The sequence below is a fragment of the Kitasatospora phosalacinea genome, from assembly GCF_030268885.1.
Taxonomy (GTDB): domain Bacteria; phylum Actinomycetota; class Actinomycetes; order Streptomycetales; family Streptomycetaceae; genus Kitasatospora; species Kitasatospora phosalacinea_C.
This window is the reverse complement of sequence record NZ_BSSA01000042.1, coordinates 32,536-50,230: the sequence shown is the minus strand read 5'-3', so window position 1 is coordinate 50,230 and position 17,695 is coordinate 32,536. Positions and strand designations below refer to the sequence as shown.

Genomic DNA, 17,695 nt, shown 5'->3' with positions numbered 1-17,695 from the left:
TCTCAGTGGATCGGCAGGAACGGGCTAGAGGCACCGTGCCAGGAGATCGACAGTGCGTCGCGGGCGCGGGTGGCGGCCACGAACAGCAGGTTGCGGCTCTGCTTCAGTTCCCGCTCGTATCGCCTGGCGTCAGTGTGCGCGAACTTCTCGATCAGCGCCGTGCGCGGCAGGATCCCGTCGCTCGCACCGATGATGGCAAGCTTCTGGTACTCCAAGCCCTTGAACCGGTGCATGGTGCCGATGTGCACCTCGCCACCACCTTGGGGACCGTCCTTGGTGAGGGTCGCGGTGGTGATGCCGTGCTTGAGTGAGAGATCGGCGGCGACCCGGCCCGCCATGTCGCCGTCCGCGACGCAGACGGCCATGGCGCCGCTGGGGTCGCGCACGGTGCCGTCCTCGCCGGGTCGGGTGATCTCCTCGCGCCACAGTTTCAGTCTGGCGGCGAGCCGGGTGATCTCGTCGTCCCAGTCCGTGCAGGCGACGAATTCCGGTGCCGGGCCCCGCAGCAGGGAGTGGTAGCCGTTGAGGTTGTCGGTGCCGTCGTCGAGATCGTCGTAGGTCGCGTCGCCGACGACCCTGGCGGCCTGGTCGAGGATCTCCTGGGTGGTGCGGTAACTCAGCGTCAGCTTGGAGGAACGGCCGCGGATGTTGATCCCGACGGTGGAGAGGGTGACCTGGCGGTCGTAGATCCGCTGGTGGGTGTCGCCGGCGATGAACAGGTCGTTCGGTCCGGGGGCGGCCATCGCGCGCAGCATCTTCCAGTGGGCGGCGCTGAGGTCCTGGGCCTCGTCGACGACGATGTGCTGGTAGCGGTGGCGGAGGTAGCGGACCGCGGAGCTGTTGTCGTCGCGGTGGATCAGGTCGCCGCCCCCGATCTCGGCCTTCCGCTCGGCGCGCTCCTGGATCTTGCGTGCGCGCTCCATCTCGTAGCGTGCGGCGCGTTCTGCGGACTGGGCCCAGGTTTCGCGCTTCATGCTGTTCAGGCGCAGCGTGAACTGTTCCAGCACTTGCCAGACGCTTCCGCGTTCGGGGCGGGTGAGGGCGCGGCCCATGCCGGGGCGCCGGGCCTTGAAGTAGTCCTGCCGGGTGGCGAGTGATTGGCCCAGGATCACTTGTTCCCACTCGTCGAAGAGGAATTCCGCGTCCCAACGCTGCTGCGCGTCGTGTTCGAACAGGATTTCGCCGAGGACTTCCTTTGCCTGGGTGTCGCCGATCAGCGAACGCTGGGCGCCGGCGGCGCTGTTCTCGTTGAGGACGCCCTGGGCGAGGGTGTCGATGTGCTTGATGTCCACGCGGGCGAGTAGGTCGGGGGTGACCAGGGAGCTGAGCCGGGACCGCAGGTCGGCGGTGAGGTTCTTGGTGTAGGTGGTCAGCAGGATCGGCTTGTCCCGGCCGGGCTGGAGCTGGGCGGCGAGACGGGCGGTGCGGTGGAGCGCGACGATGGTCTTGCCGGTGCCGGGTCCTCCGCTGACCCGGGCCGGACCGTTGTAGTTCCGCTCGACGATCTTACGTTGGGTGGGGTGGAGGTAGACCTTCCAGGCCCGGAAGTCGCCCTCGGCGAGCACGTTGCGGAGGTCGTCATCAACGGTGGTGACGGCGGTGCGGGTGAGGGCGGCGCCCATGTCGTCCTCGAAGCCGGGTTCGAGGACGGTGGCGGCGGGCCGGGTGATCTCGCTCTCCACCTCGTCGACACTCATGCCGGCGCCCAGGCCGGTGAGCACTTCGGCGGTGAGGCGCGGTGCGCCGGCGACGAGCTGGTCGAGTTCGTCGTCGGTGGTGACCAGGAGGGCCACGTCGATCAGGGCCTCCGCGACGCCGAGGCGGCGGAGCTCGTCGGCGGTGCAGGCGGCGAGGAGCGGCTCGGCGGAGGGTCCGACGGCAGGGGCCGGGGCGGCAGCGGGCTCGGGTGTGGCAGCGGGTTCGGGTGCGGCGGCGGGCTCCGGCGGAGCCTGCTCCGCTGGGTCGGGGGTGAGCTGGATGCCGGCCCGCTTGAGCACGCTCTGACCGACGACGCCAAGGTCGACGAACTCGATCTCGCCGGTGATCCGGTTGATGGCGACGCTGAGCTCTTCGTAGACGTGCTTGCGGTGCCGCACGGCGACGACGAGCCACTGCTCGACGCCGTCCGGGCCCACGCCGGCGGGAGCGAGGAGGGCGCGGTACGACGGGTCGATCTTGGCGCGGTAGATCCGGCGGTCGCCCTTGAGGGGCTTGAGGTCGATCTTGGGGTGCCCCGGGTCGTTCCGGAACAGGTGGCAGAAGTCGTAGAACTTCGTCTTGACCGACGAGTCCATCTTGTAGAGCTCGTTCTCGGCCTTCTGATAGAGGCTCAGGCGTGCAGTCATCGTGCGGCACTCGGTTCGTGGGAGTCGGAGGCGGAGTCGGGGCGGTCTGTGGCATCGGGGAGGACGTCGAGCAGGTCGTCGAGGCGGCTGAGCCATTCGTCGGCCGACCGCACGGTGAAGCCCGCGTCCCGGTAGGCCTGCCAGGTCTTGTGGTGTTCCTCGTCGTCGCTGTCGTACGGATCGGCCATGACGGCGATCCGCGCCCCCTTGGCGTCCCAGACGAGGTCGGCGAGCCAGCCGCGGTCGCCGAGTTCGTAGCCGTAGACGGGTGCCCGTTTTCCGCGGTCGGCCAGGGTGTGGGCGAGGCGGGCGAGCGGGGCGCCGGGGTCGTCCTCGTCCAGGTAGCCGAGGATCTCCTGGTCCCACAGGAGGTCCCGCAGGGCGGCCTCCAGCGGGGTCTCGTCCGGCAGCTCGGCCGCCGCGGCCTGCGGAGCGCCCTCGCCCTCGCCGTACTGGACGACGAGGGATTCGAGTTCGCCGATCCCCCCGAACGCCTTGAGCATGCCGAGGTCGAACAGACCCGCGCTGGAGGTGGTGAGCTGGATGCCGTCGCCACCGGCGTGGGTAAGGAACTGCAGCAGGTTGGACCACTGGAGCCAGGCCCGCCACCGTGCCTTGTGCTCGGGGGTTCCGAGCTGATCGGTCTCCGTGTCGTCGAGGCACACCAGGGCCGTCCAGCGGCCGGTGGCGCCGTCGACCATGAAGGCGACGGGCAGGCCGGACCGATCGCCGGCCTGGAACAGGTTGACCGTCCCGCCCCCCGCCACCGGGGCCGGGTCGATGCCGCCGGTCTGCCCCCAGGCTTCGAGGAGCGTCCCGAGCGTCCGGCGTGCCTTCTCCGCGGAGCCGTTGCCGACGAGCGTCATGGGGTTGGCACCGAGCAGTCCGCCCACGACGGATGCGGCCCGCCGGCCCCAGGCGGCATCGTCCGGGCTGCGCAGGTAGGCGAGAAGCTGGCTCATCGGGTCGAGGAAGGCGGTGGAGTCCAGGTCGTCCTCGCCGTGCTCGGCGTGCAGCTGCTTGGCCACCGCCCGGGCACTGTGCTCGTACGGCGGCCACACCGGCTCGGCTGTGTCGCGGTCCCCTGCGTGCACGCCTGTCTGCTGTTCGAACGCGGCCAGGTCGTCCCAGGTGAGCTGGAAAACGGCATGTCCCTGCGCCCGCAGCCGGTTTCGCTTGTCGGCGTCTCCGGCGAGCCTGTTGTGGCGGCGGGAGGCATGGAAGCGGCGGCCGTCGAGGTACACCGTCACCTTCCGCTTGGGGCCTTCGGTGCGTTCGAAGGTGAAGTCGGTGCGGGTGAAGCCCTCGCTGCGTTGCGCGGTGAGGCGCCAGCCGTGGACCGTGGTCGAGTCCTTGAGCCGGAGGTACCCGCTGTTGTCACCGCTCTCGTCGAGCGAGGCGTCGCTGCCCCGCTTCTCGGCCCAGGCCCGCAGCACCGTGAGGAAGCGTGCCTCGAGATCGGACTCGACCTGTCCGTCCAGCCCGATCTGGTCGGTGTTGCCGACCTCCTGGGTGCTCCAGGCGTTGGTGCCCCGGCCGAGCAGGTCGTCGAGGATGTCCAGCGCCGCCTGCCGGGACACCGCGTCGATGTGCCGTTCTTCGGTGTAGCGGTACAGGCAGCGGTGACAGGCCGGCCGGTTCTCCTGAACGCACGGGCAGTCGACGAGGAGTGCCCGCGCGTCCTCCAGGGCCCGGCGGAAGGCGGCCGGCTTGGTGAGCCGGTCGAGGTAGCCAGTGCCGTGCGGCAGCCGGTCGTAGAGGACGAGGAAGTGCCTCGTCTCGTCGGTGTCGCGATCGGGCATGGTGGCGAGGCAGGAGTCCAGGTGCTGCGGGTCGCCGCCGAAGGCGCGGTCGACGCCGAGCCGCAGTGCGGCCTGGAAGGAGTACACCTTCTCGTTGACCAGAACGGTCGCCGCGGGGAGCAGGATACGCAGCGCCTCGGTCTCCAACTCGTGGGCGAGCAGCACCTGTTCCTGCGGCACCGTCCTCGTTCCGCGCCGGTACGGGCACCACGGCGTGTGGTGCTTGAGAGCGCGCTGGCGGTTGGCCGAGATGTCGACGGCGTCGCGATCGTCATCGAACACCGGCTGCCCGTCCGCGCTCGCCGCGCCGCATGCGGTGCACACCTGGAAGGGCGAGATCCGTACCGGCCGCCCGGCGAGCTGGTCGCCCTCGTGGGCGCCGATCCTGAGCGGCCCGACGTTGACCCGGCGGATCACGGCACGCCGCGTGTAGTCGACGCCGAACACCTCGCTGGTGTGCCGCCAGGAGGTCTTGGGCACGAAGTCGCCGGGTGCGATGTCGACCATGTCGACGACGCTGTAGAACCGCCGGTCGCGGTCGTCGCTCTCGTCCCCGATGCGGGCGTCCTCGCGCTTGGCGCGGGCGGTGACCGTGGTCGGCTGGACGGTCTGCCACAGGCTGCCGGAGTCGGCGATGCCGGTCTCCCCGCACCGGGGGCAGGGTGAGATGTCCTGCTGGGCATTGTGCGTGCGCACGTGGCCGCAGGAGGGGCAGAACCGCCAGTACCGCCAGTCCTGTTCCTGGCCCGTGACGATGTCGATGCCGGTGATGCGGTGCTTGTAGCCCTCCGCGTAGAACGTGTTGCCGGGGGCGAGTTCGGCAACGGCGAAGGAACGCGGCCGTTCGTAGGTGTACGTCTTCGACTTGTACTGGTCCTGCCCCGTGCCGGTCTTCCCCTCCGGCCAGTAGAGCGTGGCGGACAGGGTGGTCGTCGAGTCGATCAGTGCGTAGTTCGGCAGCAGCCCGAGGTCACACAGGACGCTCTGGGCGGGTTGGCGCAGCCTGGCCCCGCCCTTCTTCGACAGTGCGTGCGCCTCGGCCTCCAGCTCGGCCTTCGTCTTGGCCTGTTCCTCGTCGCCGTCCTTCAGCTCGTCGATGGCCGACCGGATCGTACGGATGCGGGCGCGCAGCTTCTGGCTCTCGCGTTCCCAGTCGCGCTCGGCGCGCTCGGTCGCGCTGCGGAGACCGCGCACCGCGTACTTCGTCAGCTCGGCCCGGGCATTCTCGCTCACCCCGACCGGGAAGAGGTCCAGGAAGCCACGGACCAGCTCCTCGCCGTGGGCGAGGGCGGCGGCGGCAAAGTCCGCGAGGTAGCCGGACGGACCGAACAGTTCGTCCACCCGGCGCGGCAGCGCGGCCAGCGGCCTGCCGTCCTCACGCAGAAGCCGTCCGCGGGCCGCGAGGTCGAGCAGGTGAGCGGTGTACTGGCGGCGCAAGATCTCCACGGCCGACAGGTACGAGCCGGGCGGCACGATCTGTCCGTCGATCATGTCGCGCGGCCGGTCCAAGAAGTACAGGTCGCGGCGCGAGCGGTCCGGAATGGTGAGCATGAACGCGTTGCCGGTGCGGCGGCCCGCCCGGCCAGCCTGCTGGGTGTAGTTGGCGGGACGGCGCGGCAGGGCCCCGAGTACGACGGCCGACAGGTCGCCGATGTCGATGCCCATCTCCAGGGTAGGAGTGCAGGAGAGCACGTTGGGGTCGTTGAAGCCCTCGCCCTTGCGGAACCGCTCCTCGACGCGTTCGCGCTTGGCCCGGGAGAGCAGTCCGGTGTGTTCCGCGGTGATCACCTGGAACGTGTCGGCGCCCCGGTAGAGGCTGCGGTAGTAGTCGTCGCGGTAATCGCGGTCGCGGTCGTGCCGGTCGACGGTCTGCTGCCAGCGGTCACCGGCGACCAGCCGCCCGCGGGCGCAGCGGTACGCGGGGCAGGGCTGGTCGTGGTACTGGGTCAGCAGCGATGGGTGCACGGTCTGCTCCCAGAAGCACCTAGGACAGCGCACGTACGCGCTGTTGACCTGCTCGTCGGAGAGCAACTGGAGCTGTACGGCACCGGGTTGGAGTCCGTAGATCCGGGCCGTCGAGTCGCCCGGTGTACGGGACGCGAGCAGCCCCGCGTCGACGAGCCGGGGCAGCAGGCGGAGCCAGAACTCGTCCGCCTGCTCGCGGGTCAGGCCCAGACAGCGCTGCGCCCACGTCTCGTACCAGGACAGGCGTCCGGCCGCGACGTCGAACTCGCTGTTGGGCTTCGGCTTGCCGAGCAGGAAGACCGGGGCGGCGACGCCCTTGGGGAAGGCCTTCATGCCGGGCGGGCGGCCGCCCCAGATGAAGAACCGGCTGGTCCCCGCCTCGTCGAGGTACTTCCCCAGCCAGCGGTGGCCGATCGCGCCACGGGTGCGCATCCGGTCGAGGAAGCCCCGCAGGAAGGCGAGGTAGCGGTCGTCGTCCTGCTCGGTGAGAGCGAGGCCTCGGTCTGCAGTCTCCTCGTGGGCGGTGCGGACCAGCGCGATCGCGGCACGCTCGTCGGGGATGGCAGCGAACGCGGCGGCAGTACGGGTGAGTTCGAGGGTTCGACCGTTACGGGAGCGGTGGCCGAACTCCATCACGGCCTCGAAGGCGAACCGCTCGCCGACCAGGTCCCAGGTCCGCTTGTCCCCACCGCGGCCGGCGCCCGACAGCAGGCGGGCCACGCCCGTGTCGTCATGCAGGTCGGGCGGGACGACGGCGGCCAGGGTGACACGGTCGGTGGTGGCCTCGACCACGTCGGCCACCAGGTCGTTGAGCGCGGTGGGCCGGTGCTCGCTCAGGTGCTTGGTGAACAGGACGCGCAGCGAGAACGTGTAGGAACGGGAGGCGACGAAGCCGGCCCGGTGCGCGGCGTCCTGCACCGAGTCGTTGAACATCAGCGTCTTCGTCTCACGCTGCTTCTTGTCCATCTCCCCACCGGTGAACAGCTGAGTGATGGAGGCGGCGGCGAGCGCGGCGGAACCGGTACCGAGGAAGCGGATCGCGTTGTGGGTGCCACAGGCCGGGCACCAGTCGTCCTGTGCCGCGCGCTCGGCGCGCTCGCCCAGCTGGACGAGGACGAACGCCGCGTCCGCGCCTCGCGGTCGGGGATCGCCCTCGGTGGTGTAGTCGTCGGCCGGATCGGGCAGCCGAAGGCGACGGTCGGGGCCGTCCAGCACCATCAGCACGCCCGCGCCGCCCGTGGTCAGCGACCGCTGGGCCGCCGGGTCCATCGGGGCACGGCCGCTGCCCTCCATCGCCTCCTTGTCGGTGGCCGCGATCAGGGTACGGATCTTCGCCTTGTCGGCGGTCACCGAAGCGCGCCGGATCTTGTGGGACTCGAAGCTCAACTCCTCGACGTCCGACTCGGGCGCCAGCACCGACCACCCGGAGCGGCCGCACTCGCGGCAGTACACCGCCGGCAGGAACAGCCGGGTCTCGCGGGGGCCGGTGGTGTCCGGCGTCGTCCGCGGCTGCGCCTGAGCACCGGCCGCATCCCAGGCGAACGACGCCTGCGGCCACGGCTGGACACCGCGCAACATCCGCGTCACCGACCGCGCCCACTGGTGCACCTCCGCCTGCACCAGCGGACGGCTGGTCCCGGCGGGAGCGTCCGGATCCCGGGCGACGGACAGCAGGGCGACGAACCGCGCCAGCGCGAGGGCTGCCACCTCCGGACGGGTGGTGATCGCCTCGTCCCAACTCTTGGCTCCAGTGCGCCGCATGACGTCCAGAATCTCGTCGTATGTGCGAACCGTGCCGTCGAACGCGGACAGGACGGCGTAGGTGAGCCGATTCCGCTTGAGCGCCGCGCCCAGTTCGCGGGCGTCTAGCTGGCCAGTCGCGTCGCACCGGCTCCCGGTGACGGCCTCGGCGAGTGCGGCCAGCGCCTCCGAGCCGGTGGCGGGGTCGGGAAGCGTGGTGAGCGCTTCGGGCGGGGGCACGCGGCCGGGCAGAAACTTGGCGTCCGGGACTGTCTCGTCGAGCATGAACTCGTCGACCGTGAGCCGGTCCTCGCCGACGATGGCGTCCTCGGTGAACTCGGCGCCGAAGACGTGCGCGGCGACGTCGAGCAGCTGGCGCACTCCGTCCGCGTCGGTGCCGGACGCGAGAGTGGCGGAGGTGGCCACCGGGGTGATCGTCCCCAGCGGCAGTCCGGGCTGTGTGGCCCCGACGGCGGAGGCCAGGCGGCGCAGCAGCATCGCCACGTCGGTGCCCTGCGCGCCGTCGTAGGTGTGGAACTCGTCGACCACAACGTAGCGGATGTCGCTGCTCTCCCACAGCGGCGCGTCTGCGGCGCGCTGCAGAAGAAGGTCGAGCATCTTGTAGTTGGTGATCAGGATGTCCGGCGGGGACAGCTGCATGTCCTGCCGACGGGTGTAGACGTGGTCGTAGTGCGTCGCCGCCTTGTCGCCGATGTACAGGCCGGCCCGGACTCCCTGGAGCGCGTCCTTCTCAGCATCCAGCAGGTCGTTGATCCGTCCCGCTTGGTCGGTTGCGAGGGCGTTCATCGGGTACAGGAAGACGGCCTTGACGCCGGTGTTTCCGGCCGCGCGCTCGCGGGCGCAATGGTCGAGCACCGGGTAGAGGAACGATTCCGTCTTGCCGGAGCCGGTGCCGGTGGTGACCAGGGTGGGCTGGGGGGTGTGCCCGTTCTTGGTGGTGAGCCGGGCAAACGCGCGGGCCTGGTGGGCGTACGGAGACCAGCCGTCGGCGCGATGCCAATCCAGGTACTGCTGCCAGCCGTCCGCCGCGCGCGTGAACGGCGTGCGCAGGCGCAGGTACGGGCCGCGGAACATGCCGGTGGTCTCGTCCCCGAGGAAGGCGTGCAGGGCTTTGCGCGCGCCCTCGTCGGCCAGCCCATAGGTGGTGGAGAGGTATTGGAGCAGGCTCTCCTTGAGTCCCTGTGCTTCGAGGGTCGGCCTCACGGCTTCGGGACCTCCATCGTCGTCGGGTTCCACAACCCCTTGGCCACGGCGTCGTTCAGGCGCTGGGTGAAATAGGCGTGGGCGCGGCGCATCTCCGCTTCGCGGTCGGCCTTGTAGAAGGGCGCGGCGTAACCGTCGGGGACGGGGTTCGTCGCGGGGTCCTCCTGGTAGGCCTCGAACTGCTGCCAGTGCTCCTTGGTCTGGTCGAAGCCGTAGGTGTAGCGGTCACCGGCGATCTTGCGCTCGTTGGCGTCGAACCAGGTCACCCGGTCGAAGTCCTGCATGATCGGGAAGCGGGCCCGGTACATGGCGACGAGCGTGTCGGCGTCGATGCCGAGCCAGACGGCGACGAGCGCGTCGATCTCAACGAGCGCGGCGCGGCGCGCGTACTCGGTCCGGAGGGGCGTGTCTCGCTGCCAGGACGGGGTCACCGCGTGCAGCTCCGTCTTCATGCCCGGCCACTCGATCGCCCAGGGCTCGTAGCCGGGCCAGGTCGGGTCGTAGAGCTCTTCCCAAAGGTCGGCGTAGGCGGTGGTCAGGGCATTCAGGCGCAGGGTACGGAGAAGGAGAACAGGTGCGAAGGGGTGGTCAGGCTGCGCCTGCGGCAGGCGCTTGGCCTGGGCAACGTCCAGATGTCCCACACCCGCCGTACGAAGGAGGTAGTCGACCGGCAGCGCAGCCATGAACCCAGCTGCGAGGGCGGTGAGCCGGGGTGTGCCAAGACGTGCGGAGCGCACCGCGTGAATATGAGTCGTCCCCGGCGGGATCAGCGCCCCGTACAGAGCACGCTCGGTGTCAGGTGCGACCATTTCGCGCCATGCCAGGCGATACCACCCGCTGTGCGGCGCAGCGGCTTTGTCCTGCAGAAACTCTTCGATCTCCGTCTCTGTGACCTGTTCGGGTTCGATTCCCCTCTTCTCAGCGACCGTTAGCCGCGCCGCTGCTCTCGCCTCCTCTGAAGCAAGCAATTCCTCGTAGCGGTCCCAGTCGGTCCAACAGTCCTGCTCTCCCCGGAACACCTCGGCCGGGGCCACTCGCCGGTACTCCGATTCCGGCACCGCGTCGTCCGGGAGCGCCTGCGGGTCTAGACCGCGCGTCTCGCCACCGCCCTGGCTGGGCTGCTTGAACATCGGGTTGGCGACCCCGATCTGCGGGCCCTTGAGGATGACGTCCTCCCAGCACTCCGCGTGGTAGTCCTTCCGGCCGTCGACGCCGGTGTTGTAGTCGATGAGCCGCAGGTTCTTGTCTGGCCCGTACGATCGCTTTCTGGCATTTGTCTCGTTATACCCCTGGGTTACGTCGGGCCGCAGTTCTCCCAGACGCATGGGGTATTGGCCCAGCGCATCAATCGCCGGGTCCTCTGCTGTACTTACCGGCGTGAGCATGGCGGTGTGCTCGAGCAGCCCGGAGTCACCTGCAAGGCGTTGCCAGCGTCGCAGGGTCTGTGGAGTGACACGGATGATGCGTTTGGGGTGTGGCCGCTCGTCCCACCCGCCATTGTGCTTGACGCCGGGAACTTCCTCCGCGTCCTCAGCAGTAGCCGATCCCCTCAGTGCGTCGACCGTGAACAGCCAGGACAGCGAATCAAAGTCGATTTCCCCCGCACTACCGTAGATGTGGACACCGAAGTGGCTCGACCGACCCACCGGAGGCGGAAAGAATCGATTGCCCGCATTCACGAAGTCACCGTGCACGCGCAGTCGATGGTATGCCGCCGCCCTCAAGTTGCGTTCCTTGTCGCCAAGAAGGTGCGTGTCCGGGTGGACCATTCCGGCGGTGCCACCAATGCCTGAGTGATCCCACACCTCGGACACGAAGCCCCGGTAAAGGTCCGGCCGCGTACCCGCGACGAGCGGATACACCGAACTCGACACCAGGTAAGACGCCATCGTCACCGTGTTCGTGGCCTCGCGCAGCAGGTACTCCTGCACCTTTCGCTGTCCGAGCTCGGCCTCCCGCCGACGGGCCTTCTCCTCGGCTTTCGGCTTCTCCTGGAGCACGAACCACGGCTCGGACTCTGCGAGGACCGGGTCCTCCTTCCACTCCGGCCGCACCCACGGCGGGTTACCGACCTGGAGGTCGAACCCTCCGGACTGTCCCGCGAAAACCCCGGCGAACTCCAACTCCCAATGCAGAAAGCCCTGTTCCGCCGCGATGTCGCGAACCGTCCGCATCCAGGGGTACCGCGTCTCGACGGCTCGGCGGGCGTCGTCCATGCCCATCTCGGCCTCAACCAGCTTCTCCAGGTCCTTCAGCTTGGCCAGAGAGTCGACGGACGCGGCGAACGTCCCCTCGGCCACCGAACCCGTGCCGACCATGGACTCCAGGAACGCGAGCCAGTCGTCAAGGCCGGTCAGCGCGATGACGTCACGGCGACGTGCCGGCCCGCTCGTTCCCTTGCGACCGGACGACGCGCCGGCCTTCTTGATTTCCCGCCGCTCGACGAGGTCGTCCTCGCTCTTCCCGAAGGCCAACTGGTCTCCGGGCATGGCGAACAGCAGTCCGTGCTCAACGAACGCGGGCTCAGCCGCGGCGACCGGCTCGGCGGCCCCGACGACCGGCGCCACTCCGGAGGACAGCAGTGCGTCCAGAGTGAGGACCGGCGCGGAGGCGTACTCGGGGTCCGAGCCGTCCAGTAGGCCCACCTTGTCCAGTGGCCAGAACCAGAGCGCGCACCAGGCGTCCATGACCTGCTTGAGCCGCCAGTACGGCGTGCCCTCCGCCTCGAACAGGTCCTTGAAGACCTGTTCCTTGGTCAGCGGCAGTGTGCCGCCCGCCTTCTCCTTGTCGCGGCGGAGGAAGGCGTATTCCTCGGCGTCCTCCGGCCGGTCGGCACCCCAGATGTCAATGGTGCGGGCGATCTCCTGCTCACTCAGTTCCAGTCGCTTGGCGACAAGCTGCCACAGGTATTCCACCCGCTCCGCGACCGCCTGGAGCCGGGCCAGCTGGCTGCCCTTGCCGCCAGTGGTCTTCGGCTTCGTCACCACCGACTTCCGCCAGGCCTTCAGGGCGCCGACCTGTTCGCCGGCAAGCTGCTCGACCAGCTTCTTCGCGTCCCCTCCGGCGTCCGCGACCGCGCCCCACCCAGGCGAGGGCAGCAGGAACTGGTGCACCGCGCCCGCTGGCAGCGGCTGCTCCGCTCCGCTCTCGGCCGACCGGAACGGCAACCTGGTCGGTGTCTGCGCGGCGACCGTCCGCTCCTGCTTGATGCGGTCGGCCGCGTACACCCACCGTCGAGCCCCAATCAGTGAGTTGCCACGCCGCAGGTGTAGGCCGAACCAGGGCGCGCGCATACCCGGGTGCATGGTGTTGAGCCACAACGACACCTCGGCGAGCTCGACGCCAGTGGCGTTGAGGTCGACCCCGTACGCGTTATGCAGGGCGATGTACGCCTTGACCTTCTGCTTGACCTCCAGTGCCTGCGAGGTGTCGAGCGTGAGGCCCAGCTCCTCCTGGCGGCGCTTCAGGTACGCCTCTGCGACCTGGTTGATCGCCTCGTTGAGGAATGCGCCGGAGCCCAGTGCCGGCTCGCAGATGGTGTAGCGAAGCAGTTCGCTGGCCCGGGTCCGGACAGGCTTGCCGTCCTCGTCCCTCGTCTGGTCGAGCCGGTGCTTCAGGGCCAGTTCGACGGTGACCTTCGTCAGCGACTCGGGGGTGTAGTAGGACGCCGAGGTCTCGCGGTCGCGTCCAGCGAGACGGTAAACAAATCTGCCGGGTTCGTACTTCTTCGGGCCCCGGAGTCCGTGCTGCTCGGCGTCCTGCGCGGAGTAGACGACATGTGTGTTCGCCGGGTAGTCGCTGAGTCGGTCGGCAGGGATGAGCCAGGAGCCCTTCTCGGGGTCGCCGTGCTGCTGGGCGCCGCTCTTCGCGCCGGGCTTGGCGACCTCGGCCAGCTCCCGCTTCTCGTCGATGATGCCGGTGTAGGACATCAAGCCCTCGTAGACGGCGCCGAGCTGGTTGATGCCGAGATTGCGGTAGGAGATGAAGCCGCCCTGTCGGCCCTTTGTGCTCGCCTCCTTCATGGTGAGCAGGCGCAGCACCTCGTGCAGGGCCTCGTTGCGCAGCCGGAGGTCGAGCCACTTCGGGTCTTCGTCTGCGCCGCTGTCAGCCTCGCTTCGCGGATCGCGAACACCGCGGCCGATGAGTGTGATGGCCTTCGGGTCGAAGAGTTCGCTGCGCAGCGGCTCAAAGCGCAGACCGCGCTGTTCGCTACGTTCGCCAGCTTCCTTGTGGTCATCGGGCTCGGTGCCATGCGGACGGTGACCGTAGTTGACCTTGTTGAACAGAACGTCGAGCGAGGCGTAGAGATGAAAGCTGGTTCGACTCTCCTCGTCGACCAATTTCCGCTCCCGGGAGACGAGTTCCCGCAGCCGGGCTACCGAGTAGCCGGCCTCGTAGGTGGAGTCGTCAGCGGGCAGGATGCCCAACTCGGGCCGGGCTTCGGCGTAGAGGAGGAAGAGGATGCGGTACAGGTAGCGCAGCGATTCGCGGGTCAACTGCTTGGCGAACGGCCCGTGCCGCTCCGGGTCCTCGATCTGCCGCGGGGTGACTCCGTGCTGCTTCAGTCGGGCCAGCACCTCGTTGGCGATGATCTCAACGGATCGCTGGAGTCCCTTGCGCAGCTCGGAGTTGACACCGACGGCGTTGTCGCGAGACGCCTTGAGCAGGTCGTCCATGCGGCGGCCCTTGCCGTCGGCTCGGGGAGCCAGCATGTCGCGGGAGAAGAGTGCGGCCAGGAGGGCGAGCTCGCCGGTCTTCCTGGGGTCGTTGCGCAGCAGCGCCGCGTCCACGCTCGCCGCGAGGTAGCGGCCCTCGGACCACATGGTGCGGTCGGCGAGGATGATCACACCGCCGCAGAGCAGCAGTACGAAGCGCGGTGCCTCGCCGTCGGGCTCGTACAGTTCGCTCTGGAAGAGCCAGCTGGCAAGCTTCTCACCTGTGCTGACCGGGCCCTCGTGGGTCTTGAAGGGGACCAGCAGGCGGCCTGCCCCCTCGGGGTCGAGGGCATCGTCCAGACTGTCGGTCCACCCGCAGTGAAGGGCGACGATGCCGTCGCCATGCCAGGCGACGGGGAGTTCGTACGCGTAGCCGGCGTTGTGCAGCGACAGTACGGTGTCCGACTTGCCGTACCCAAGGGCAGCGAGCAGATCAATGTGCCAGGAGGTGAGGCGGTCGCCCCACTCCTCGGCCTGGTCGTCCTGCGCGGCGAGGACCGGCCGGATCCGGCCGGCGTATTCACCGTGCAGCCGGAGGATGAGCTCACGCGGAGTGGGTCGCGGGTCGTGCTGGTCGGTCTCGCGGTTGATCCAGAGCGTGAAGAGGCCTTCGTCGTCCGTGGACTTCTTCTTGAGGGTGTTCTCCAGCTCTTCGCTGAAGTAGTGGGCGGAGAGGTATTCGCCGCGGTTAGCGAAGGAGTCGAAGGTGTAGCTCATCGGGCGGACTCCTCAGCACGGAGGACAGCAGTGGATGCGGCGGAGTAAAGGGGTTCGAGGACAGCCAGGACCCGGAGCATCGGATCGCCGGAGGTTCGCAGCCGCCTGACCAGCTCGCGCCGACCCGCCGCAGTGCCCGCCACCTTTTCGCGGCGGCGGAGCTGGTTGCCGGCGACTTCCAGCGCGGTCTGCTCCCAGACCTGGACCTGGTCCTCGTACGGCGCGAGGTAGCCGTCGACCAGCTGGTCGTACTCGGCGCGGCGGGCCCGCAGGTGTGCCTCCGCCGCGTCGACGGCGCTCGGCACGAGGGCCTGGAGACCGTCCTTGTCGAGGATCCGGTCGCGCCCCGGCATGTTCGGCCCAACACCGCAGGCGGCAAGGAACGCCGAGTCCATCCGCCAGACCCGAGGGTCGGCGCTGTCGAGGCCGGTGACGGCCATCCACTCGACGACGGTCGGAATGCCGGCGGCGTTGGAGTAGACGCCCTGCAGCAGGAAGACGGGGCCGTTCAGCGCGGCCAGCAGGTCCGGGTGGATCCGGGCGGCCTTGGCGGCGTCGGGCCGGTGGGCGAGGACGAACGCCTCGTCGTACTTGAGCTTGGCCAGGACCTTGTCCGTCACCCAGTCGAGGACCGGGTGGATGTCGGACACGTAGGAGACGTTCGGCCACTGCGACGCACTGATCTCGCTCTTCCCGCGCTTCGCGTCACGGGCGGCCTCCAGACGCTCCGCCGCGTACTTCTGGTTGAAGGTGATGCTCAGCGTGCCGTCGTACTTGGACGTGGTGAGGATCTTCTCCTGGTCGAGGTACGAGGCGGGCAGTTCGCGGAATCGGTACTGGAGGTCGTCCGGCGGCGTGAACTCGATGCGGCCCCGGTCCGTGACCGGCTTCCAGCCCATGGCGTCGCGCTCGGACTGCGGGTAGACCAGGTCCATCGCGGCGTGGAAGTACGCCTCGGTGTCGGCGAACAGGTGGGGCACGTCCGCCTTGGCCACAGGTGGGAGGCCCGCGACGGCCGACGCCGCCGACGGGTCGGCGATCAGCGCGGTGACGTTCGCGAGGAGGCCGGCCAGGACACCGCCCGACTCCTGCCGGGACTGCTGGATGGAGCGGTCCACCGTGCTGCCCTTGATCAGGTCGCGGGTCAGGCGGTCGTCTTCCTTCTTGGCGTCGTATAGGCCGGTGATCGCCTCGGCGCAGCCCTCGCCGGTCTCGATCTGGTGTGCTTGCTCCTCGCGGCTGAGCAGCCGGACTCCGACCAGCCGGTCGTCGAGGGTGAGCTGCTCTCCGGTCGATTCGTCGCGCCGCCACGGGATGTCGGCGGTCAGGGTGATCGCCCGGAACTCGGGGCTGATGGCCTGGCCGTAGCGGTCGATTCGGCCGTTACGCTGCTCGATCCGGATGAGCGACCACGGCAGGTCGTAGTGGATGAGGTCGTGGCACTGGTGGTGAAGGTTGACGCCCTCGGAGGCGATGTCGCCGGTGAACAGCAGCCGTACCGGCTCGTCGCGGCGGCCGAAGCGGTCGACGATCTCCCGCTGCTGGTCGTCATTGGTGGTGTCGCCGTGCATGACCTCGACGGCGCCGCCGTACGCCTTCCAGGGGCGCGTCTGCTCCGCCTGGGCCGGCTTCGCCTTGAAGCCCAGCCGCTCCGGAACCACCTCCGCGAGCCACCCGAGCGTGGCGATCCGCTCCGAGAAGATCACGACCCGGCGTTCGGAGCGCGGGCCGACGCCGAGCTCCCGCAACACGTTCACGAGCGCATCCAGCTTGGCGGAGTCCTTGTCCTCGAACTCTGCGACGAGCGCTTCGAGTTCGGTGAGGGCTCGGTGTTCCGCGGTGAACGCGTCGCGGGCCTTCTGCGCCGCCTCGGCGCGCCGCGGGTGCTCCAGGTAGGTGCGCCGGTTGGCGAGCGACTTGCGCAGGGCGACGTGGGAGGAGAGGAACGCCTTGAGGAAGCCGTACGCCACCATCGGCTCGGCACACACCGAGGAGCGGGCGGGATCGCCGGGAGTCCACTCGGCGGCCAGCTTCTCCAGGACGGCCACCTCCTTCGGCGTGGCCGGGGCGGTGATCGGAAGGGAAGGGCCGCGTTCCGCCCAGGGCTTGTCCTTCAGGCCGTCGCGCACCTCTCGGTCGGTCTTGGTGCGGCGGATGTAGAGGTGGTCGAGGTCCTTGACCTTGTAGTTCTTGGCGTCGGCGATCGCTGCCGGGTCGAGCATGCCGATCAACTCGGCGAAGGACTCGACGTCGCCGTTGTGCGGGGTCGCGGAGGCCAGGATCAGGGCGTCGGTGTTCTGGGCGAGCCGCCATGCGAGGCGGTTGTTCTGGGTGCCCTTGTTGACGAGGTTGTGCGACTCGTCGATGACCACCGCGTCCCATGCGGTGTTCTCCAAGTGGTGCGAGTACGTGGCCGACTTGAGCGTGTCGACGGAGACGATCACCCGCTTGAAGTGGGCGAAGGGGTTGCGCCCGGCGGGGATCTCCTGCTGGATGCGCTGGATGCCGGTGGAGTCCAGTCGCACCAGTGGCAGGGAGAACCGGGTCCACATCTCGCGTTGGAACTGCTCCAGGACATGGGCCGGCGTGACGACGAGGATGCGCTCGCCGCGACCCCGCCGGATCAGCTCCGCCAGGGTGATGCCGATCTCCAGGGTCTTGCCGAGGCCGACCACGTCGGCGATGAGCAGCCGCGGCTGCGGATTGCGCATGGACAGCGCTCGCTCGGCCGGGCGCAGCTGGTGCTCCTGGCGGTCCATCAGGAAGGAGTCGGCCAGTGCGAGTCCGTGCTCGGTCTGCGGGAGCGCGGTCTTGCGGATCACAGCCTCCAGGTAGAGGCGGCCCTTGGCGTGCTTCGAGGTCTCGTCCGGGACGAGACTGGTCTTCCGCGGGTCGAGTACGTCGATCTGGTCGAGGCCCTCGTAGAAGACCGCGTCCGTGCCACGGACGAACGCGGACACACCGCTGACCTCCACCATCAGCCCGTCACGGCTCTCGGCGACCGACTTGACCAGCCACTGCTCGTCCCGGATCCAGACCTGGGCGCCGGGGGCGAAGGTCGGCTTCGCGCCCGCCGGGAAGTCCGGGGCCTCGGCGATGCCCGCGGCAGCATCGTCGGGCAGTGGCGCCGTGGTCACGTTGTGCTCCTCGATCAATGATGTGCTTGGTCGGTTCAGCGGTGCTGCCG

Annotated in this window: 4 protein-coding genes; all 4 read right to left on the bottom strand. The window is 69.1% G+C overall.

The window, feature by feature from the left end; genetic code table 11:
* Positions 1 to 2 precede the first annotated feature (2 nt).
* From QSK52_RS36155 to QSK52_RS36140, 4 genes are read right to left on the bottom strand one after another with little or no spacing between them, the layout of a single operon-like run.
* On the bottom strand, positions 3 to 2,345 hold the full coding sequence (locus QSK52_RS36155; RefSeq protein ID WP_285740512.1) for a UvrD-helicase domain-containing protein: 2,343 nt from the start codon (positions 2,343 to 2,345) through the stop codon (positions 3 to 5).
* Positions 2,342 to 9,076 (bottom strand): DEAD/DEAH box helicase, encoded by a 6,735-nt coding sequence (locus QSK52_RS36150; protein WP_285740511.1) that lies wholly within the window; start codon positions 9,074 to 9,076, stop codon positions 2,342 to 2,344. The genes QSK52_RS36155 and QSK52_RS36150 overlap by 4 nt, the downstream gene beginning before the upstream one ends.
* Positions 9,073 to 14,508, bottom strand: coding sequence for a hypothetical protein (locus tag QSK52_RS36145; protein WP_285740510.1), 5,436 nt, complete (start codon positions 14,506 to 14,508; stop codon positions 9,073 to 9,075). The genes QSK52_RS36150 and QSK52_RS36145 overlap by 4 nt, the downstream gene beginning before the upstream one ends.
* Positions 14,505 to 17,645, bottom strand: coding sequence for a DEAD/DEAH box helicase (locus tag QSK52_RS36140; RefSeq protein ID WP_285740509.1), 3,141 nt, complete (start codon positions 17,643 to 17,645; stop codon positions 14,505 to 14,507). Before QSK52_RS36140 ends, QSK52_RS36145 begins: the two co-directional genes overlap by 4 nt.
* Between the last annotated feature and the right edge of the window lie 50 nt (positions 17,646 to 17,695).